An 18,822-nucleotide genomic window follows, 5' to 3' on the forward strand; every position below is an offset into this window, starting at 1 on the left:
AAATTCACGATTTTGACAGAGGTATTAAGCATTGCGTACCTAACCAATGACTTTTGACCTAATGCTGCCCTCAATCTCCTGGCTAATCTCACGGCCCCTCCTCGCCGTCTCCTCAATCATCCTCATGATCAAGCCCCTAAGACCACTCTCCTCAGCAACCTTAATACCCCTGATGGTCACGCCGCCCGGCGTCGTAACCTCCTCCACAACCTCCCACGGTCTCTTAACCCTAAGCAATTCAGCACTGGTCTCCAGGGTACCAATGGCTAATTCCCAGGAAATATCCGTGGGTATGCCAAGCAATAGACCAGCTTCCCAAAGGGCCTCGAGTATTAAAGCTATGAAGGCAGGGCCCGACCCACTTATGGCTGTTATCGCATCCATATAACGCTCATTAACGACCACGCACCTGCCCATGGAACTAAATATTTCACAAGCCCTCCTAACATCATCCTCAGAAACCCTGGAGCCAGGCGCCACGGCAGTAACGCCCCTCTCAATCACAATACCTATGTTGGGCATAGCCCTAACGACCTTAGACGGCACCAAATCCTCAATAATACCCGTCGTCACACCGGCAACCACGGAAATCAACAATTGATCGCCAGTGAGGACATCACGTATGGGCATCAATGCATCAGGGACTTGGTAAGGCTTAACGGCGAGTATCACAACATCGGCATCCTTGACAACCTCGGCATTATTATTCGAAACAAACACACCAGGTAATTCACGCCTAACCCTGGCAATACTTTCAACCCTCCTAACACTACCACTTATACTACCAGGATCAACACCAGACTTTATCAGGGACTTGGCAATGGCGGTTCCTATTTTACCAAGCCCGATTATTGCGTACCTGGCAATAAAACCACCCACAAAGCCCATGGACAGCCTATTTATAAGCATTGCGTGGATTATAGATAATATAGATAATTCGAGAAATCAGCCCGGCAATCCCAGTCATGGATCCGGTGGCTAGGATCTCATCACCAACAAAGCCTTAAAACTACAGCACACCTTAAATTCATTATTGATGATGAGGTTTAAGGGCTATGACCGATGAAGATGAACGGCGGAGTACTGACCACTAAACATTTTAACAATATGCATTGAAAAAGGCATGTCATGAACCAAGCCATCACCATGGCATTACCAGTGCTGGGATTAATCATTGCATTAATGATTTATGAGATGCCGTTTATTTACGATACCGCCTACACAGCGACGATGGAGTTGAGCGACGACCCATTAATAATCACGGTATCAGACCTACACCTTGAATCCAACACGAGAGACTTAACCTGCATAGGCAATTACATTAGAGGTCTAAACCACGGGAACACCTACCTAATCATTAACGGAGACCTATTCGATAAGGCGCACAAGCAGGAACTAAATCAGTCACATATACGTGAATTAATAAACCGCCTAGACCTGGCAGGCATTAATGGGTTGAGGGAAGTGATCTACATCACGGCTATCTACGACCATGACCCAAGGACTCACTGCGGCGAGACTACATACACTGTTAATGGTATTAAGGTCAGGGTTATTCGCGGTATTGCCAAGCTCATCATAGGCAGTAACACCATCTGGTTCCTACATGGGGATTACATAGTTAAGAATGGGTTAATCGCATCATTGATGAATAGGTTACTTGGTGGTTCATACGATAGGTTGGTCAGGTCAGCGATAGGGGCTAGGGAGGGTGATTGGGTCGTGATCGGGCATACTCATGTACCCGGCATAAATAGTGAATCACGCATTGCCAATACTGGGTCCTGGATAAACCGCTTCATAAACGCCGCAAACACCGCGGTAATAATCAATGGATTAGGCGGCGTGGAACTGGTCAGAGTTAAGTGCGTTTCTTAATTACTAATCATGGTTAGTGAAACCATAGATTTAAATTAAGAGGAACCACTTATAATTAAAGGCAATGTCACTTGCCGATGAGATTAAGAGGGTACTAATGGAGAACCCAAACATACTAATCGAGGTACTACTTGCCAAGCCAGAGATCATCTACCAAGCCCTAGCCAAGCTAACCCCATGGCAAAACCTAGCCACTAAGCAGGACGTTGAGGAATTGAGAAAGGAGATCGAGGGATTAAGGAGGGAGATACAGGATATAAGGAGTACAATGGCGACTAAGAAGGACCTGGAGGAATTGAGGAAGGAAATGGCAACTAAGAAGGATCTTGAGGAATTAAGGAAGTACGTAGATGATAAGGTTGAGGAATTAAGGAGAGAAATGGCAACGAAAAGGGAGCTTGAAGAACTGCGGAAGGAAATGGCGACTAAAAAGGAGCTTGATGACCTAAGGAAAGAGGTTAGGTTATTGGCCAATAAACTTGACGCCCTCGGCGCACGCTGGGGAGTACTCAGTGAGGAAGCCTTCAGGGAGGGCGTTAGGGAGATACTGAAAGACGCTGGGTACACCGTGGAGAGGTGGCTTTATTACGACGCGGATGGATTCGTGTATGGGCACCCAAGCGAGGTGGAGCTGGACATAATAATTAGGGATAATCTCGTAATAGCCGTGGAAATAACATCAGCCGTGAAGAGGTCAGACCTAGCAGTAACACGCCGCAAGGCCGAACTATACATGAAGACCACGGGCAAGTCCGTGAGCATGGTCATGGTAATAACGCCATACATAGATGACAAGAACCCAGACTACGTGAGGGTCATGGCCGAGAGAATGGGCATAAAAATAATAACGCCCGAGGACATGACAAAACAGACACAGTAATGTAGGGTATTTAACTACGATCTTCATCTATGCTAAGTTGAAATAAAACCCTGAGTGAGCGGGTGCGGGCGCGCGCACTGGGCCACGAAATAAATACTATATATAATTGCCAAAAATGGGTAAATAGATTACTTACTAATTGCTTAGCCGAGTGCCTGAGCCGTAACCTCCACGGAGTATATAGGGCGTAACCAGACACAGGGCTTTAGGCGCCTTTGGCTTACTTACATTGGGTTAGGTCTACAAATTCCTCCTTGGTTAACTCCCTGTATATGACTGCCATGTCCATTAGGAACCTGCATATGAATTCCCCGGCATCATCATCGCTCCTAAACACGCTGAATATCCCCTCCCTGTCCGGCCCATTATATTGATACCTATGCAGTTCGAGGGATGCCAGGGTTAGGTATGGTATCATTGGGTTCAACGTGGCTAATACCCTGGATACCTCAAACATGCGTGTCGTTGGCATGAAGGCAACCACGTATAGCGCCTCGTCAATCTTCTCCTTCAATCCCCTAACCCTCACCTTACGCCTATATATCTTGCTTAGCTCGTCAATCATGTCTGTGGATATTGCCGCAAGAAAGGACTTCCAGGCCTGGAACGCCTTACCCGCCGCGTTCCTGGTCAAGCCATCACTGAGCATTTTGACCGCTATCTCGGCCTCGTAACGCGCTCCATTAGTCGCGTCCTCCTATAATCACTCAGGTTGATCCAGGGCTTGCCCAATTCCATGGGACTATGTTAATGGCGGTTAACGGCGTTATAAACCTTGCATAACACAGTAAGCGGCTGGCACCAGTTAAAGTGCCTAGTCATTAAGCCAGCGTTTAAATGTCGATTAATTATGGCTTGGCGATGCATTATAGGGTCCTTGGCAGGACGGGCATTAGGGTTTCGGAGATCGGCCTTGGAGCCTGGGTCATTGGCACTGACATGTATGTAGCCCACGACAGGGAGCGCGACATAGCCCTAATAAGGACCGCCCTAGACCTAGGCATAAACACCTTCGACACAGCCGACATGTATGGTGAGGGGTTGAGTGAGAAGATACTTGGCGAGGCCCTTAGGGGTTACGACGTGAACGTATTCACGAAGGTTGGTTATGAGGTTGGTAAGGTGGTTGATGGCCGTCACGTGCAGAACTTCAGCATCAACTACATAGTCAATGCAGTTAAGGAATCCTATAATAGGTTGGGCAGGAGGATAACACTACTCCAACTCCACAACCCACCAATCAACATCATCAAGGATAGGGAGCTACACAAGGCCCTACTCAAGCTCGTGGAGGAGAGCTACGTGGAGCACATAGGCGTTGCCCTCGGCCCAGAGACCAACATCCTAAATGAGGGCTTGGCAGCCATTGACGAGGGTTATGAGGCGATAATGTTCGTATTCAACATACTCGAGCAGGAACCGGGCAGGACATTAATAAGACGTGGTGTTGAGGACTCGATTGGCCTAATAACTAGGGTACCACACGCATCCAACGTACTGACGGAGAGGCAAGATGTCAACTTCGGACCAAGCGACCACAGGAACCTAAGGAGTAGGGATTGGGTCGTGAAGGCTTTGGAATTCACGAACACGAGGATAAGGCCCATGGCCAAGTCCCTGGGCATAGACCTTGAGACCCTAGCCATTAAGTACATCCTCTCATACCCAGTAAGCACGGTGATGGTCACGGCAACAAGCCAGAGGAGCTAACGAAGTACGCCAACGCCGCAGACGGAAACTACCTAAGCAGCAACACCGTGAAGACTCTAGAGAACCTATACGAGGAATTCACGAAATTAACAGGCAATGATTGAGCCGATACTAGCCATCAAGAACCCAAGTTCCTCATCACTTAATCAGTCATGGCGGTCATCTTCACACAAGTAAATAATACCATAGCATTTATATTCATTTCCAGACCAGGACCCCTCATCACCACGTAAGCCAGCCCACAAAGCCACCGCCCCAGGACCAGCAGGCAATAGCCAATAACAACCACGAGCGACGCACTAAAGGCATACAACACACGGAACTGGGAGTCTCTCACCATATCGCTGCAAGGTGTGGGAATTGCTTTCTATTTTGCTCGGCTCACTTTTATGAATAGCCGAAGTAAAAAAAGTCCGTGAATTCGCTACTCCTAATGAGTATGGTCTCTAGGTCAAGGCTTTTGCTCATAATCGCCGCGGTGATTGCTGCCGTGGTTGTTACCTCAATGCTCCTCACCATGCCGAGGCTTTCAACTAATCACAGCGCGGTGGCTGAGGCTAAAGGCACCGTGCGGGTAAATTCGCAGCCGCTAATCAAGGCGTTGTTGGTTCGCCAATTAGCATTAGTGTGCCCATTTACGTTGTTGGTCCGTCAACGCTTGTTCAGAAACTGGTTAGTGTTGGTGTTAATGAATCGTTGATTAAGCCCGTGACGGTTAGCGAGTTGCCCAGCCTGCCCGGTAATAGCTTGGTCGTCATTGACTGGTCAGTGATTGGTCCCAATCTAATCATCAATAGGAGCGGCTTGATGCGCGTGAATGTTAACTCAACAAGCTTCAGGCTAATTAGGGAGTTGATTAGGCGTGGCGACTTCCTGATAATCCACAGGAATGCAAGTGAGGCGCCAGCCATCGAACTAGCCCTAGCTACTGCATGGCTAGGGCATTCAACACGAGCATAATCGCAACGCCAGTGCCAAGGTACCTAAACGGGCTTGATTACGTGGTGGCCTACGGAAACAGCCACGTACTACTAATAGGACCACACTCACTAAGGGCAGCGCTAAGGATAGCGAGCAGGTTCTGGATACCACTAATAATGAAAATATCAACACCAGACCCAACAGGAGAAGACGTATGTTGGGAATTAATGCAGACGTATGGAATATCCTCGAACGAGGCAGCCCAGGTAAATAATGCGTACATAATTGCGCTCGGTCCGCAACCTTACCAGGATTCATATGGCGCATTTGATGTTGACTTCTGCATTTCGTGGTCCGAAGTCATCATTCCCAACCTAAATGGCTACTCAGCGGGCTCAGCCTACCTCTACAACTGGATCAACTATAGACCGAACACGACTATCTACACCACAATTAGTTACCTAAAGACCTTCCAGGACGCCTACGCATCATACGTGGTTTATCAGTATGAGACAGGCCAGGCATCGCAAGTACCCAGGGACGTCTCAATAATACCCAGCGGTGGAGGTTACGAACCAGGCTACTGGGTAAACCTCCAAAATGAGCCACCGGCGCAAACGTGCACCCCATCGACGAGTTACACCATAACCTTCCCCATAGCCTTTGAGGACGATGGCACACCCAGCGCCGGGGTCACTGCGACATACAATTGCCCGGAGTACACGATAACGGTAAATAACGTGCCACAAGAATCTCCACCGTTGGGGACAGCGTCTAACTGGACCTGGGTCTTCACACCACAGACAACGCAATACGCAGAGCAGGCGCAAGCATATGGGGTAATGGGTAACGGACCCACATACATGGGCCCTGCCTACAACCCGCAACCAACGGTATACGTAATACCGGCAGGCTCATCAGCCCTCGTCTATACGACAGCTATTATGTATATCGGTGGAGTGTTACCCGTACCAATTTACTGTTATGATCACGTTGTTTATGATATTAATTGGGATGTCTGGATTAACGTTAATAATGGAGCCGCAAGCATGAACGGTCAAACCAATGGCTTTAGTATAGTACCGCCAGGCGCTTACGGTTCGAACTGGGGCTTAACAAATAATGGCTTTGCATATACATCATGGTGCCAGTAATTCAGCAATTTGACATCTAAATCTAACCCCTTTAAAATTGACTTACTTTTCAATTTCCCAATAACCCGCCCTCACAACTTTAATTATTTAACCACAGCATTTCAGTCAAGACACTACCTGGAGTCCCTATCCTCCCTAATCAACCTAACAACCTCCTCAACACTAATACCACTGAGCAACTCCCTAAGCTCCCTGGCAATCTCCCTCAGCCTTTCCTGCTCCTCCTCATCCTCACTGACGTGGGTCACGGCGTATTCCCGCGCATGCGTTATTACCTAAGGGTATAAATCTTTACTTCACGTCAATACTCATGGCGCGAAAAAACAACTAATGCAATTACTCCTCCTCGTCAGGGCCGCAGACCTCGTCAATAACCTCATTAATGCCGCCGTGAACCTCGAGACTAATCACCTCGGGCTTATCGCCGTTGACCAGGGCGTAGGCCATGCCGTCACTGCTCAGTAGTATGTATGTGCAGGACTTAATGAGGACGTAATCACCAAGCTCCACATAACCCATCGTGTAAAGCGCCTTCCTATAATTATCCTCAACAAACCTAACCAACTTCACAAATGAATCCACATCACCATCCTCAACACCAACCAACAAATCCTCAAGGGACTCCTCACAGGTTAGGTAAAACCATGGGCAAATAAAAAAACTCACCCAGTGATGAACAGGACCGATCACACTATAATAATATATTTCAACCTAATTTAGTTTTGACATAAATTAGTAATTATTTCTTAAATAGTACGATTTTGAATTAAACTTATTAAGAAATTACGATCTATTCTACTCGATTCACTGCAAAAAAAAGTCAAGCAAGGTAAAAAAAAAAATCCAGAAAACAAGAGCCAAGACATATGAGGTTGAGAACCCACAGATGGACACTCGTGGCGGTACTCACAATAGCCATGCTGGCACTGGCCTATGCGAACCTCGTCCTAGCCATACAACCCACGGACTTTGGGTGGGTATGCGAGCAAGGACCCATTGTAGCCGAGGGCATCTTCTGGACACCAGTAAGCAAGTGATCAGTATGCCCCGTACGATCAAGATTGAAATCGACCTTGACCTCCTCCTCGTCATATTATTTGGCGTTGCCATAATCGCCGGCATACTCATCTATGCCGTAAATACCTACTACATGGATGATTTAGTGAAGATGCTTGGCTACATACCCTGCAAGGCACCATCACTTCCCCAAAGCATTACCATATATCCAATACCAGGTAATGAGACTTGGCTAGGCCGTGATGTGACTGGCCTTGGTCCATCTATAATGAATGTATTTACACTTAACGGCACTTATTACATAACCAGCGAGTTCTACCTTGAGCCAGGCATATACGTGTGCATAGCCCCCAGAGTCTCAGCCGACATGTTACTCTTTGGCGCCCTAAATAGTAGCTTCATCCCCGAGAATGGCTATGGCTACATAAAGTGCGTGAATGGTGATGGCCCAGTGTGGCTTAACGTAACGTTGGGACCTGGGGCGTACTCATTCGTGGTTGCGGTGTATGGTGCGAATCAGACGGGTAAGGTATTGACCGTAAAGTTGCTGAGACCCGCCGTAGCTACCCTGGTCACGAACTTCGTGTACTACCCACAGTGCGGATATGAGTCACTTAGTGAGATACCAGGGCACATAAGGGAGAAGTCGATTTGGTTTCACGATTAGTGGACCTAATTAATGTAATGCTAAGGTTAAGTTAAAAATAATGGCGGATCAACCAACACAAGCCGATGGACTCCTCAAAATTCATAGAACTCGTGCTGGACCTACACAACAAGTACGGCAATGCCTAGGCATTAGTGATGTCTATGCCTACAGCGCCCTGGGAAGGGTCATAAAGGCCGTGGGCACCATAATCATATCCCCAAACTCACCAATGCTAACCACGAAGACCCCAAGGACAATATCAATCTACCTACTAGGCAACGGCACAGCACTAGCCCTGGCAGACCTACCAATAAACACGGCAACACTAAGCAACTGCATTGGCGAGAAAATCGAGGTAACGAACGACCTATACAAACCACCAAGCACCCTAACAGCCACAAACATAACCAAGTGCCAGGACAGTGTACAAACTCGTCAAAGACGTAGGCAGGAAGTACGGCATCAACCTAGAGGTCTGGCTAACCAGCGAGTTGGGCATGGAGGGCGTCAAGGTGGTTTACAGGGGAGGCATTAAGGACCTAAAGCACCTGGCCAGACTCGTAATCCTAATGACGACACTAACCAACGTGAAGAGTATGAATGACGTGGACCTAGTACTCAAGTTGATAAGTAATTTAATGAGTAAGTCCTAATCACCAAACCTCCTTCTCCTTAAGTATATCCTCTACATTGACTATCGTCGAGCCATCAGGGCCATAGAGCGGGCTCAGGGCTGGCGGAGCCTTCAGGTAGTTAGGCATCTGTTCCAGAATCCTCTCCTCATAGGTTGGCACATACTCATTCTGGTAGAATATGCCGATTGGTATCCTGTCACCCCACTCCATACCCCTCAGGAATGCCTGCGTGAGCTTCTTCGTAACCTCCTCCTCACTCGGGCTTCTAACCACGGGGTCCCAACCAGGCTCATTCTCGAGCTTGTAAATCCTAGCCTCATACCACTCCTTAGTATTGACGTCATTGTACGTCGGGCATGGCTGGAGAATGTCAATGAAGGCTGAGCCCTTATGCCTGATAGCCTCCCTGATTAGGTAGGCAAGGTGCTTAACATCGTAGGCATAACCCCTGGCAACGAAGGTGAAGCCAACCGACAACGCCAAAACCACTGGGTTAATCGCATCATAGATGTTAGGCTTGGCCAGGGCCTTGGTCTTAACACCCCTCCTAAGCGTCGGGCTAGCCTGACCCTTGGTCAAGCCATAGACACCATTGTCGTACATCAACACCGTGAAGTCCACATTACGCCTACCAGCATGAACAAGGTGCTCAGCACCAATACCCATCAGGTCACCATCACCACCAATCACAATAACCTCAAGGTTCGGGTTAGCCAACTTAATGCCCGTGGCGTAGGGTATGGGCCTACCATGAAGCGTGTGAGCGCCGTTGGCATTAACGTAGTGGATAGTCTTGGCACTACAACCAATACCACTCACCAGGAACACGCTGTGAGGGTCAAGGTTAAGGTCAGCCAAGGCCTGATAAAGGGCCTGGAGAATCCCGTAATCCCCACAACCAGGGCACCAATCAGGTCTCCTCCTCTTCTCAACAAAATCCATGGGCGTCCTCTTCACGGTGATCTTTACGGTATTAGACACGGTACAAATGTCAAATGAACCAGCTTATAAAGTTTTTGCAGGTTCATAAAAACAATCAACAACCCCATCACCCCACCGTATCGACTCAGCACGCACATTTACCGACTTAGCCTAATATCCAAACCCTCACAATCCCTCCATGCTAATCCCCATCACGTAATAATCACAAACAACGCAGTACCTGGCTCACCCATCATGGCTTATTGACGCTTCCCCAATCGCGAATGTTGGTGCATACCCAGTAACGAATGGTCTCACGTTGGTCGGTAATTCCTGCGGTAACTGGCTCATGAACCCCTGAACCCTGACCAAGCATATCACGGGCTCCTCCGTTATGTACTCACCCCCCTCATAAAGCTGCTCAGCCGTAGGCGAGGCACCGGACATAATCACCTCAATCCAGCCATTCCTAACCATCAACTTGCCTCCTCATCCTCACTAGCCACCTTGCACGAGGGTAACGTGTAAGTCACGGTGGAATAAATAACTAGGGCAACCGAGTCATTAGGCGTCAAGTTAATTGTGGGAAAGTCAACCTCATAGGGAATATACAGGATAGGGAAATTAGAAGTGCCATTAATGACGAGAGAAGTACCATTAGTGATTGTAAGGATTCTAACAATCTCCTTAATCACCGATAAATCCTCACGAAATGCAATCAACTTACCATTAACGTAAACACCCACCATAATCACACCACTCCAATTCGACGAGCCCGGGAATTCACTTAGGGCCTCCCTAATAATACTCGCAGGAAACGACACCAGAATCCGGGCAGTGTTGACACTCACACTACCGTGCACGTGGTAATAAAGCACAACCACCGAATTACCCGGTATGACGACGTAATAATCCTGACAACCAAGGGCCCCATAATTAAAGATACCAGGAACAGCGCTAGAATAAGTCGTTATCTTAATTACATGACGAGGCGCAGACATGTGCAAATAAACAAGCAATGATGCAGCCACGGCAATAACCACAAGCACCACCAAAAACCTCAACCCCAAACCCACACGCATCAAACCCAAACACCACTCAGGAATTTAAAACCTCCCCCAAACAACCAGCGCGGGCATCCCCACCCACTTTCAATACACGAGTACGGAGATCCTAATGAGCATCATCAGGGCTCCACCACAGAGCTAGGAATTAAATAAAGCACAAATAAACCCCACCGTGGGATACTTCTATGGGATCCTCGTCAAAGGACTAAACATCACACCGCTAATCAAGGCACTACCCGTAATACCCATAGAGCCAGGCAACACGCACATAACCATAACCTACATAGCGACAAACCACCAAGCAGGAAGCGACGACAAGGTCGGCACAATCGCCACATCAACACCATGCTTCACCATAAGGCTCGGCCAACTAACACTACTACCAAGCCCCACCAAGCCCAGGTACTAGCCATAGAGGTCACGAACAACGAGCAATTAAGTAGGTTAAGGACAGCAATAATAAGCACACTCAGGGACTCGGGCGTCGCAATAAGCGACAGGTTCCTCGGAGACTTCAAGCCCCACATAACCATAGCCTACATAAAGACGAAGAAGGTAGACCCACACGCACTACTCGAAAACGCCAGGGAGTTAGGCATAGAGAGGGAACTCACGGGCAAGACCCTACTCATAAACACCATATCCCTAATACTAGCCAGGGAAAACAACTACAGGGAAATAACGAGGCACAGGCTCAAGTGCTAATTTTGAGGAGGTCATGATATCCTAATCACGGGGTCAGGATTACGAAAACCAACAAGCCTGACCACGAGACGTGTGTTAGCCAACGGACCAAGTAAGTATCTACAGTCTCTAAATGGACAAACATTACTTTTGTGCTTCCTAAGCCTATTATCGCCGTAACTCTCCGTCCTGACAAGGAGCAACTCACCATCGCGCGTGTAAATCACCCTGTACGGGTAATGAACAACAACACCCGCTGAATCCCTAATGACTAACTCCACGTAATCAGCCATTGACAAATCAACAAACAACGAACTACCACTACTCCTAACCTCATCAATACTGTGCTCCCTAATCGTGATGATGCAATTATTAGCGTTCCCTAACAGTCGCATTGCCGCCCACCAGCGATGCCCTAAATTTCTCCCAATCCCTGAGTTCCTCATTTAGCTCGTTGATCAAGTTCTTCAAGCGAGCTCTCCTATACGCCCTTAGTTCATACTTAAGGTCCTCGCTTAGGTAGTTGATCCTGCCCCTAATGGAGTTGATTATTGAGTCAATAATGCGCAGGGCATCGCTAACACTCATGTGCACCGGGTATATCCTAATGAAGTAGTTATTGCCGTACTTCGAGAGAGTATCCCTCCATCTGTCCACGTCGAAGCAGACCTTGCGGCCGACCCACGCATGGCCGTACTTGAAGAAGCAGCGCCTAACCTCCTTGTGGAATTTTACGGAGAGGTTAACGTCGTTGGGTATCCTGAACTCGAGGATGTAGAGTAGGGTGTCGCCGCCGTTGTCCTGGGATGCCTTGTTAATTAATTGATTGAATAGTGCTGGTAAGAACTTGGCGCCATCACCGCCAATGCTGACATCGATTATGTAGGGCTTGGCATTCACGAAATACCCCTTAACAATGGCATAGTCACTACCCACAACCTGAGCCCTAACGACATTACCACCCTCCACAATCCTAACGCCGCTAACGTCATAGACGGCTATGAACGGCTTGTAGGAGGTAAGGTACGGCAGGACAAACTCCACATACTGACCACTCCCCGAACCAACGAGCCCCAACTCCATAGCTAATAAGGACTGAGGCCCAAATTTAAGCTTGCTAAAACCGTGCGCAGCCATGCGGCGCTCCATGCGCAGTGCGTGCACCGGGGAAGGCGCAATAACGATATGTGCCAAGACCCTCACCGTGAAAACACCAGGTACGGCGCATTGGCAAATTAACGATATGCATAACATAAAGGGAGGGTTGTGAATTACGATCGCGGTGACCAAACATGTAGGCTTAATCATGGTTAATCCAGGTGCATGAACCGCGAGGGTAAATCCTGGGGCATGGCCCTGGGGATTCCCTCGTAGGCGATTTAGGGCCGGCTCTGGGTCGGGAATTGGGGATAGAGAAGAAGCTGGCGAGGATACTACTTGACCTGGGAAATAGGCCGCTAGTGGTTATTGGGCCGCCAGGTTCGGGTAAGACGACCATAGTCACTGCGCTGGCTTGATGAGGCTTAGGCTGGTGGGTTCGTCAATGACGTATGTAACGCATAAGCCGAGCGACGCCATTGGGGCTGTTACGAGCATCCCAACGCCCTGGAACTGTGTGCGTGACAACCTATTCCTAATACTAGACTCATACGAGGAGCTTAGTGCCAGGCCGGGCATAACGCTGTTGGTCTCCATGGCCTATAGGTTCAGGGCCTACAGTAGCTACGTTAGGTACCTAAGGTATCTGGCCAGGAACCCACGTAACGCTCACGCCCTGTGGCTCCTGGGTAGGATGGCGCTGCTGCGCGGTATTGTGACTGATGAGAATAATGTTGGTGAAAGGGGTAAGGTCGCCACGGTTATCGTTAGTAGGGACGTTAGGGGCGTGTACACGGTAATGACCCTAGTCCTAAACAGCATGTGCCGTCAAGACGCCGATGACTTGTTGATACTGGATGATGTGTCAATATTACCCATGAGGGAGGAGGCACTATTGAGGGTCACCAGGATCGTACGTGGAGTTACTAACGTATGGATGGTGATGCATAGTATTGGTGGGTTGAGTATTGAGGAATTGAACATACCGACAATAATAACGAGCCACAGTGGGCCAGCCAAATCGCTATCGAGGTTAAGGGACATACTCAACCAAATAAGGCCTGGGGAGGCGCTGTACATGGGTGTGAATGATCAATTGAAAGTAAAGATACGCGACGTAGCAGAACTACGCAAAAGACTACTCAATGAGAAGCAGTAATCCATAACCGTCAAACCCAGTGCAGGCGAACCCGTCAAAATTCCCTTCCTCTTTTCAATCCCCCATGCAGGGGGAGGAGGAAGGGAAGGATGATGGGTGCCGGAGGGTTGGGCCGATGGCTCGACCCACGGATACCCTGAGAATGACCGGTGATGAACCCTCGTGAGATGAGCGATGAATGCAGGTGAAAGTACTGATCCCTGAGAATGAATCCCTACTGCAGTAAACCACCCCTGGTTTACGGATATCCCAGCCCGGCGGCTCACCGCCCCGGGCGCCAACCTATCCTGACTTTCCTCCAATTCTTCTTTAATCAATGTACATCCATGGCCTGCTTACGTCAGGTAGGTGGTAAGGCCCGGGGCGGTGAGGTCCTCGGCATCCTGGGTGTCCGATAGGGGCTAGTAGGGGCAGTGTCCCCGAATGGTCCCGTGTAGGGCTACCGGGCCCTGCCGAGGACTAGCCACCCGGGCTGGGATATCCGTAAACCAGGGGTGGGAAGATGCGTCCAGGATTGGAGAGGGTACAGGGGTATGTGCCTGCGCTGGGTTTGACGGTGGTGGGCTTGGATATTGGTGTTAGGCGTTCTGTGTTGGCTGTTATTGGCTCGAGGGCTAAGCTGCTTAGTGACTTGGCCGTCATATATGCTAGGCAGAATGATGTCTCGTTAATTCCACTTGGCGTGTATGATGCCTTGACAAGGGCTTACGTGTTTAGTGTTGAGTACCCTGGGCTTGATAGGTACCGTGGTGAGGAGTTTACGGGTAGCATAGTTAGTAAGGCTTTGGGTGCCGTGGTTAGAGCTGTCCACAGTGTTATGCGTGTCCATAATGAGTTGGTTGGCCTTGCGTTTGAGGATCTTAGGCAGTTTGGTGAGCATAAGCGTGATTTGGCGAGGGCTAGGGCTGTTTGGGAGTTGATCGTGAAGAGGTTCGGCGCTGTTGAGAGTAGGTGCCTGCCGTTAGGGTGAATTGGTTCTGGGCTAGGTATAGTGGTGAGGTTTTAATGCCAGTCAATGATCAATTGCCCATAGTGCTTGTGGAGCCCGAGTACTCAAGCACCACATGCCCAAGGTGCAGTAACTACCTTGGTAGGCCCAGGGGTAGGGTGATCTGCGGTTACTGTGGCTTTGAGGGTGATAGGGACGTTATTGGCGCGATAAACGTTGCCATAAGGGGCTTCCTAATATTAATGAAGTGCGCCAGGGAGGGCCTAGTAGGGGTGGCCCGAGAACCCAGGGCCGGCCCTGTAGGCCTCGTACATCCTCACCAGGGCGTTATGCACTGCGTGGACTATGGCCTTGCCTATCATTGTTACTGGCCCTGCGTAGGGCTCCTTATGGCCGTTGCTCGGCGCTACTATGGCTATTGCGTCCGAGGTGGTTCCATGCATGGCACCGCCGGTTAGCCCAGCCAGGGTTAGTGCCTTGACCTGTGCGGCTAGTGTTATTGCGTCTATCATTGCCTGTACCGTGAGTGGTCTGCCTATTATTATGGCTATGTTTATCGTGGATTCGCCGGCGCCGTTTGTTATTACGTCGTCTCCGTCTATCCTGTATGGGTTGGTTAGGCCCATGGTTATTGATACCTCCACCTCAATGCCATTAATGACCTCCCCATGAATTACGTGGTTCCTCGGTAGTTCTGTAGCCGTTAAAAAGGTTATTGCTTCGTCGCTGTTTATTGCTAATTCCCTGTGTGTCCTCGTGACTTCCTCGATTGGGTCTTCCATGAAGTTCTTTGGTACTTGGTGGTGTATTATGTGCCTTATGCCGTTTCTTAGCCCTCCATCTACCGTGTTCGTTAATGCCGTGGCTTCCTCGCTTAGTGTTATTATTATGTTCCTGCCTAGGTATTTGACGTCTTTTATCATGGCAATTAATGTAAGCCTATTCCCGTGATTTTAAGCGATACTGTGTTGTAAGTAAGTGGTTAGCTGGGCTATTGGGCTTAAGTTAATGGCGTTAATGTTGCCCTGATTAATTATGCACTGAAGGGGTTCATCGCTAGGCGTGGGTTCATGAACTGCTGCATAGAGGTACTTACCTAGGTTTTGTGGGTACGGCATTTATGGATAAATAATGCGGATAAGAATTATGCCGTAAAGTATGATTAAGTTAGTGAGTGGTTGTATCTGCTCATGAATGGGTCATCATTAACTCAGCTAACTCTGGCATCGTCACGATTTTTGTATTAGGCTTACTCCTTTAAAGGGGTTTCGTTACCTGCGCATTGTGTTGTTGGTTAGGGAGTTTGAGGTTGATGAGTTGGTTTCCTTTGATGATGCGATTAGGATTGTTGAGGATGGATTTAAGCTACTGGGTAGTGGTGGGGCCGTTAACCTGCCTAGGCGTAGGGCGATTGTTAGTGGGGCTGTGCTTCACGTGCTCCAGGGCGTAGTCCTTGGCGATTACAAAGTCGCTGGTTTGAAGACATACCTAAGCACTAGGCGCGGAACCAGGTTTGTAGTCGTATTATTCAGTCTCGATAGTGGTGAGTTGCTGGCCATTATTGAGGCTGATAGGCTTGGTCAGCTCAGGACTGGTGCTGCGAGTGCTGTGGCTACGAAGTACATGGCGAGGAGGGACTCAACCGTGCTGGGTATTGTTGGTGCTGGAGTTCAGGCCAGGGCCCAGTTCGAGGCGCTTAGTAGGGTGTTGAGCCTTAGGTTGGTTAAGGTGTTTAGTAGGACTCGTGAGCATGCGGAGGACTTTGCCAGGTTCATTAGGTCCAGGGGGTTCGACGCAGTCGTCGCCAGCGACTATGAGGATGCCTGTAGGGGCGTTGACGTACTGGTTACGGCCACTAACTCCAAGGACCCGTTCATAAGGGGTTCGTACTTGAGCCCTGGCATGCACATAAACGCAATTGGGAGCAACTGGATTGGTCGAGCTGAGCTTACGCCCGACGCGGTGCTTAGCTGATGTTATTGTTGTTGATGATGTTAGTCAGGCCAGGGAGGAGGCTGGTGACCTGGTCATGGCTGGTGAGACCGTTTGGTCGAGGGTTGTCCCGTTGGCCGACGTGGTGGTCGGTAAGGCGAGGGGTAGGCTGGGTGATGAGTCGATAACGATATTTAAGTCCCTGGGCATTGCGTGGAGGACCTGGTACTTGCGAAGTTGATCTATGACAGAGCCATTAAGGAGGGGAAGGGCGTCGAGATCGAGTTCAGAGGCACATTTAGGTGAGCGGGTCAAAGTAGGTAGCCGCCCTCTGGCCCTATCTCCTCGAGCTCGCCAGTCCTTGGGTTGACCTTAAACCCAAGTGACTCGAGGGCGTAGACGCCGAGTAGTGGTGTTGGTGTTTTTAGGGCCGCTATCATCACGGGGCCTTTCCTGCCCTTGACTTCGGCCTGGCTACGTAGACCCTTGCCGTCTCCCTAGAGCCGTTAGCCATCATTAGCTCAACGGTAAATGGCGTCTCGATTAGGCCCAGCTCCCTGGCTGTGTCTGGGTCTAGGACTACGTATGTTGAGCCCGTATCCACGAGCATTCTAAGTGTCTTAGAGCCTTGACTCCCTCTGATTGTTACATCGACATATACATGGCCCACATTATCATAATGAGGTCCTTGCATTTAAGCCTTACTGCGTAATATAGCTTATTCTTATTTTCCTCATCACATTATATCCAGGATTATTCTTTATGAATATTTAATATTTAATATTCATAAGTTTAACAACGGATGTATCAATTCATCGAACCTTAAGTTCATTGACATAATTTTAATAATATTCTGTATAGGTGCTTTAATGATACGCCTTACTTGGTGTCTCGTTTATTCATAAATGTTGGCATAGATGATGTTTCCTAATGGCATCCCATATTTATCTCTGAGAATTTAGAGGACGGAGTATTTTTATCGTGACTATTGCCGTGCTTAATGCTATTCCCATAATTATGTTTAGTTTTAGAGTTTATTATTTGCGATTGGCATTGATAAAGTTGAGGACATTTGTTAGGTCGTTGAGTGTGTCTATGTCTATTAGGACCTCTGGTCCGCACTCCACGGTGCAGACGTCGCCTCGGTTCTTCAGTATTTCCCTCGCCCCAACGTCGCCGTTTAGTCTCATTAGTTCCTGGAATAGGGATTTATGGATTAGTACCGGGTTTCCCCTGATGCCCCTATGCGTTGGTGCTACGGCACTGCAGCCCTGGTGATACGCACCTATTATCCTCGTTATTGTCTCCCGAGTTATTAGCGGCATGTCGGCTAGTACTATGAGTACCGCATCGTAGTCCTGGAAGAAGCGTATTCCGAGCCTTATTGAGGTGCTCATCCCATCCCTGTATTGTGGGTTGTAGATCACGACCTCACTGCTTAGGTAGGGCATTAACTCATTGGCGTAGGCACCAACAATGACCACCCTATCGAGCCCGTTCAGTGCCCTTAAGACCCTCGATATGACTGGCTCACTACCTATCCTGACAAGCAACTTATTGCCGCCGAACCTCCTACCCTCGCCGGCGGCTAGTACCACTGCGCCTATCCTCATCACTAATCAAGGTCACTAATAAGTGGGCAGATATTAATCTCGCTGTGATTATTAATCATAAATTCATAACTTGAGTCGGGATTGGCGTAACCCATTATGGTTGACTTCACGGTGTTTCCGAGGTCATCACTGTAGCCAACATTTACATTGGCATTACCAAGCCTAGGTACTTGGTGATGATTGCCATGGATGCTACGGCCATTACTATGGCAAGCATTACAATGATTACGGCTTTGTTGTACGCAGTGCTGTTATGCCTAGCGTTAACCTTAGGGCTAGCCCTATTCGTAATTATGGATTCAAGGTTTACCCTATCCAGTGTGCCTATGTAGTGCCAGATCCTGCCGTGCCTAACGTAGACGTAGGGTCTCGAACCATCAACCCTAAGAATCACGGTACCCTCAGCTCCACACCTGGGACACCTGCCCCTGCCCACTATGTAGTGCTTACCCATGGTGTATAAGGAGAATAAAGGGAGGTATTTTTAAGGGTTCCTGTTGGCCTTAAATCATCAGTCCTCTATTGATGACTCATGCTCATCCTCATATTGACAGG

Annotated in this window: 30 protein-coding genes and 1 pseudogene; 15 read left to right on the top strand and 16 right to left on the bottom strand. The window is 48.8% G+C overall.

From position 1 onward, the window contains the following. Positions 1 to 39: 39 nt before the first annotated feature. Positions 40 to 888 carry a pyrroline-5-carboxylate reductase gene (gene proC / locus JCM14467_RS00665; protein WP_252900266.1) on the bottom strand — a complete coding sequence of 283 codons (849 nt, stop codon included), beginning with the start codon at positions 886 to 888 and terminating at the stop codon, positions 40 to 42. A gap of 240 nt (positions 889 to 1,128) precedes the next feature. Here proC and JCM14467_RS00670 point away from each other — a divergent pair, with 240 nt between their 5' ends. Both JCM14467_RS00670 and JCM14467_RS00675 read left to right on the top strand, forming a co-directional pair. Then, positions 1,129 to 1,878, top strand: coding sequence for a hypothetical protein (locus JCM14467_RS00670; RefSeq protein ID WP_054848762.1), 750 nt, complete (start codon positions 1,129 to 1,131; stop codon positions 1,876 to 1,878). Positions 1,879 to 1,942: 64 nt separating this feature from the next. Continuing rightward, on the top strand, positions 1,943 to 2,758 hold the full coding sequence (locus JCM14467_RS00675) for a PD-(D/E)XK nuclease family protein (protein ID WP_054848763.1): 816 nt from the start codon (positions 1,943 to 1,945) through the stop codon (positions 2,756 to 2,758). Between the two features lie 220 nt (positions 2,759 to 2,978). Here the strand turns inward: JCM14467_RS00675 and JCM14467_RS00680 are convergent, their stop codons facing one another. After that, positions 2,979 to 3,407 carry a PaREP1 family protein gene (locus JCM14467_RS00680; protein ID WP_252900267.1) on the bottom strand — a complete coding sequence of 143 codons (429 nt, stop codon included), beginning with the start codon at positions 3,405 to 3,407 and terminating at the stop codon, positions 2,979 to 2,981. 188 nt (positions 3,408 to 3,595) lie between these two features. Between JCM14467_RS00680 and JCM14467_RS00685 the strand changes: the two genes are divergently transcribed. Continuing rightward, on the top strand, positions 3,596 to 4,468 hold the full coding sequence (locus JCM14467_RS00685; protein ID WP_252900268.1) for an aldo/keto reductase: 873 nt from the start codon (positions 3,596 to 3,598) through the stop codon (positions 4,466 to 4,468). A gap of 387 nt (positions 4,469 to 4,855) precedes the next feature. On the opposite strand, the gene JCM14467_RS19260 is transcribed toward JCM14467_RS00685, so the two are convergent. Continuing rightward, positions 4,856 to 4,984 (bottom strand): hypothetical protein, encoded by a 129-nt coding sequence (locus JCM14467_RS19260; RefSeq protein ID WP_256359182.1) that lies wholly within the window; start codon positions 4,982 to 4,984, stop codon positions 4,856 to 4,858. A 111-nt stretch (positions 4,985 to 5,095) separates the two neighbouring features. Between JCM14467_RS19260 and JCM14467_RS00690 the strand changes: the two genes are divergently transcribed. Together JCM14467_RS00690 and JCM14467_RS00695 are read left to right on the top strand one after the other, a co-directional pair. Beyond that, entirely contained in the window at positions 5,096 to 5,428 is a 333-nt protein-coding gene (locus JCM14467_RS00690) for a hypothetical protein (RefSeq protein WP_054848764.1), read from the top strand. Beyond that, entirely contained in the window at positions 5,401 to 6,543 is a 1,143-nt protein-coding gene (locus tag JCM14467_RS00695; RefSeq protein WP_054848765.1) for a hypothetical protein, read from the top strand. Before JCM14467_RS00690 ends, JCM14467_RS00695 begins: the two co-directional genes overlap by 28 nt. Before the next feature lie 113 nt (positions 6,544 to 6,656). Here the strand turns inward: JCM14467_RS00695 and JCM14467_RS19265 are convergent, their stop codons facing one another. Both JCM14467_RS19265 and JCM14467_RS00700 read right to left on the bottom strand, forming a co-directional pair. Beyond that, a complete protein-coding gene (locus JCM14467_RS19265; protein ID WP_256359183.1) occupies positions 6,657 to 6,791 on the bottom strand; it encodes a hypothetical protein in 135 nt (44 codons plus the stop codon). Between the two features lie 88 nt (positions 6,792 to 6,879). Then, on the bottom strand, positions 6,880 to 7,233 hold the full coding sequence (locus JCM14467_RS00700) for a hypothetical protein (RefSeq protein WP_252900269.1): 354 nt from the start codon (positions 7,231 to 7,233) through the stop codon (positions 6,880 to 6,882). 176 nt (positions 7,234 to 7,409) lie between these two features. Between JCM14467_RS00700 and JCM14467_RS14575 the strand changes: the two genes are divergently transcribed. Both JCM14467_RS14575 and JCM14467_RS00705 read left to right on the top strand, forming a co-directional pair. Next, positions 7,410 to 7,580, top strand: coding sequence for a hypothetical protein (locus tag JCM14467_RS14575; protein ID WP_252900270.1), 171 nt, complete (start codon positions 7,410 to 7,412; stop codon positions 7,578 to 7,580). A 5-nt stretch (positions 7,581 to 7,585) separates the two neighbouring features. Next, positions 7,586 to 8,227: a hypothetical protein gene (locus tag JCM14467_RS00705; RefSeq protein WP_252900271.1), complete on the top strand. Its 642-nt coding sequence runs from the start codon at positions 7,586 to 7,588 to the stop codon at positions 8,225 to 8,227. Positions 8,228 to 8,473: 246 nt separating this feature from the next. Here the strand turns inward: JCM14467_RS00705 and JCM14467_RS14580 are convergent, their stop codons facing one another. Beyond that, positions 8,474 to 8,614, bottom strand: a complete 141-nt coding sequence (locus JCM14467_RS14580) for a hypothetical protein (RefSeq protein WP_252900272.1) — start codon at positions 8,612 to 8,614, stop codon at positions 8,474 to 8,476. 17 nt (positions 8,615 to 8,631) lie between these two features. On the opposite strand from JCM14467_RS14580, the gene JCM14467_RS14585 reads away from it, so the two are divergent. Beyond that, a complete protein-coding gene (locus JCM14467_RS14585) occupies positions 8,632 to 8,862 on the top strand; it encodes a hypothetical protein (protein ID WP_252900273.1) in 231 nt (76 codons plus the stop codon). Here the strand turns inward: JCM14467_RS14585 and JCM14467_RS00715 are convergent, their stop codons facing one another. From JCM14467_RS00715 to JCM14467_RS00725, 3 genes are all read right to left on the bottom strand, one after another. Next, positions 8,863 to 9,786 (bottom strand): 2-oxoacid:ferredoxin oxidoreductase subunit beta, encoded by a 924-nt coding sequence (locus tag JCM14467_RS00715; RefSeq protein ID WP_054848919.1) that lies wholly within the window; start codon positions 9,784 to 9,786, stop codon positions 8,863 to 8,865. 225 nt (positions 9,787 to 10,011) lie between these two features. After that, the gene (locus tag JCM14467_RS00720; RefSeq protein WP_054848767.1) at positions 10,012 to 10,242 is read right to left on the bottom strand and encodes a hypothetical protein; all 231 of its coding nucleotides are present in this window, start codon (positions 10,240 to 10,242) and stop codon (positions 10,012 to 10,014) included. Next, the gene (locus JCM14467_RS00725) at positions 10,242 to 10,847 is read right to left on the bottom strand and encodes a hypothetical protein (protein WP_054848768.1); all 606 of its coding nucleotides are present in this window, start codon (positions 10,845 to 10,847) and stop codon (positions 10,242 to 10,244) included. The genes JCM14467_RS00720 and JCM14467_RS00725 overlap by 1 nt, the downstream gene beginning before the upstream one ends. Positions 10,848 to 11,004: 157 nt before the next feature. Between JCM14467_RS00725 and JCM14467_RS14590 the strand changes: the two genes are divergently transcribed. Both JCM14467_RS14590 and JCM14467_RS00730 read left to right on the top strand, forming a co-directional pair. After that, on the top strand, positions 11,005 to 11,241 hold the full coding sequence (locus JCM14467_RS14590) for a hypothetical protein (RefSeq protein ID WP_252900274.1): 237 nt from the start codon (positions 11,005 to 11,007) through the stop codon (positions 11,239 to 11,241). Next, positions 11,178 to 11,537 carry a 2'-5' RNA ligase family protein gene (locus JCM14467_RS00730; RefSeq protein ID WP_054848769.1) on the top strand — a complete coding sequence of 120 codons (360 nt, stop codon included), beginning with the start codon at positions 11,178 to 11,180 and terminating at the stop codon, positions 11,535 to 11,537. Before JCM14467_RS14590 ends, JCM14467_RS00730 begins: the two co-directional genes overlap by 64 nt. A gap of 11 nt (positions 11,538 to 11,548) precedes the next feature. Here JCM14467_RS00730 and JCM14467_RS00735 read toward each other — a convergent pair whose 3' ends face one another. Both JCM14467_RS00735 and JCM14467_RS00740 read right to left on the bottom strand, forming a co-directional pair. Next, complete coding sequence (locus JCM14467_RS00735; protein WP_054848770.1) at positions 11,549 to 11,911, bottom strand: hypothetical protein; 363 nt, start codon at positions 11,909 to 11,911, stop codon at positions 11,549 to 11,551. Then, a complete protein-coding gene (locus JCM14467_RS00740; protein WP_054848771.1) occupies positions 11,889 to 12,599 on the bottom strand; it encodes a hypothetical protein in 711 nt (236 codons plus the stop codon). The genes JCM14467_RS00735 and JCM14467_RS00740 overlap by 23 nt, the downstream gene beginning before the upstream one ends. Before the next feature lie 433 nt (positions 12,600 to 13,032). Here JCM14467_RS00740 and JCM14467_RS00745 point away from each other — a divergent pair, with 433 nt between their 5' ends. From JCM14467_RS00745 to JCM14467_RS20315, 3 genes and pseudogenes are all read left to right on the top strand, one after another. After that, positions 13,033 to 13,773: a hypothetical protein gene (locus JCM14467_RS00745; RefSeq protein WP_252900275.1), complete on the top strand. Its 741-nt coding sequence runs from the start codon at positions 13,033 to 13,035 to the stop codon at positions 13,771 to 13,773. Between the two features lie 514 nt (positions 13,774 to 14,287). Next, positions 14,288 to 14,743, top strand: a complete 456-nt coding sequence (locus tag JCM14467_RS00750; RefSeq protein ID WP_054848772.1) for a hypothetical protein — start codon at positions 14,288 to 14,290, stop codon at positions 14,741 to 14,743. Positions 14,744 to 14,778: 35 nt separating this feature from the next. After that, positions 14,779 to 14,928: pseudogene (locus tag JCM14467_RS20315) on the top strand (zinc ribbon domain-containing protein); the annotation flags it as partial. A 57-nt stretch (positions 14,929 to 14,985) separates the two neighbouring features. On the opposite strand, the gene JCM14467_RS00755 reads toward JCM14467_RS20315, so the two are convergent. After that, positions 14,986 to 15,645, bottom strand: a complete 660-nt coding sequence (locus JCM14467_RS00755) for an adenosylcobinamide amidohydrolase (protein ID WP_054848773.1) — start codon at positions 15,643 to 15,645, stop codon at positions 14,986 to 14,988. A gap of 361 nt (positions 15,646 to 16,006) precedes the next feature. Between JCM14467_RS00755 and JCM14467_RS00760 the strand changes: the two genes are divergently transcribed. Together JCM14467_RS00760 and JCM14467_RS14595 are read left to right on the top strand one after the other, a co-directional pair. Further along, positions 16,007 to 16,696, top strand: a complete 690-nt coding sequence (locus tag JCM14467_RS00760) for an ornithine cyclodeaminase family protein (protein ID WP_252900276.1) — start codon at positions 16,007 to 16,009, stop codon at positions 16,694 to 16,696. Next, on the top strand, positions 16,656 to 16,895 hold the full coding sequence (locus JCM14467_RS14595; protein WP_252900277.1) for a hypothetical protein: 240 nt from the start codon (positions 16,656 to 16,658) through the stop codon (positions 16,893 to 16,895). Before JCM14467_RS00760 ends, JCM14467_RS14595 begins: the two co-directional genes overlap by 41 nt. Positions 16,896 to 16,965: 70 nt before the next feature. Here the strand turns inward: JCM14467_RS14595 and JCM14467_RS19270 are convergent, their stop codons facing one another. The 4 genes from JCM14467_RS19270 to JCM14467_RS00775 all read right to left on the bottom strand — a co-directional run bounded on the left by JCM14467_RS19270 (position 16,966) and on the right by JCM14467_RS00775 (position 18,721). Next, positions 16,966 to 17,097, bottom strand: a complete 132-nt coding sequence (locus tag JCM14467_RS19270) for a hypothetical protein (RefSeq protein WP_256359184.1) — start codon at positions 17,095 to 17,097, stop codon at positions 16,966 to 16,968. Then, on the bottom strand, positions 17,094 to 17,324 hold the full coding sequence (locus JCM14467_RS14600) for a retropepsin-like aspartic protease (RefSeq protein ID WP_252900278.1): 231 nt from the start codon (positions 17,322 to 17,324) through the stop codon (positions 17,094 to 17,096). The genes JCM14467_RS19270 and JCM14467_RS14600 overlap by 4 nt, the downstream gene beginning before the upstream one ends. Positions 17,325 to 17,691: 367 nt before the next feature. Further along, entirely contained in the window at positions 17,692 to 18,267 is a 576-nt protein-coding gene (locus JCM14467_RS00770) for a nucleotidyltransferase family protein (RefSeq protein ID WP_054848774.1), read from the bottom strand. Between the two features lie 142 nt (positions 18,268 to 18,409). After that, complete coding sequence (locus JCM14467_RS00775) at positions 18,410 to 18,721, bottom strand: hypothetical protein (RefSeq protein WP_054848775.1); 312 nt, start codon at positions 18,719 to 18,721, stop codon at positions 18,410 to 18,412. Positions 18,722 to 18,822 lie beyond the last annotated feature (101 nt).

Source organism: Vulcanisaeta sp. JCM 14467 (assembly GCF_001316245.1).
GTDB lineage: Archaea > Thermoproteota > Thermoprotei > Thermoproteales > Thermocladiaceae > Vulcanisaeta.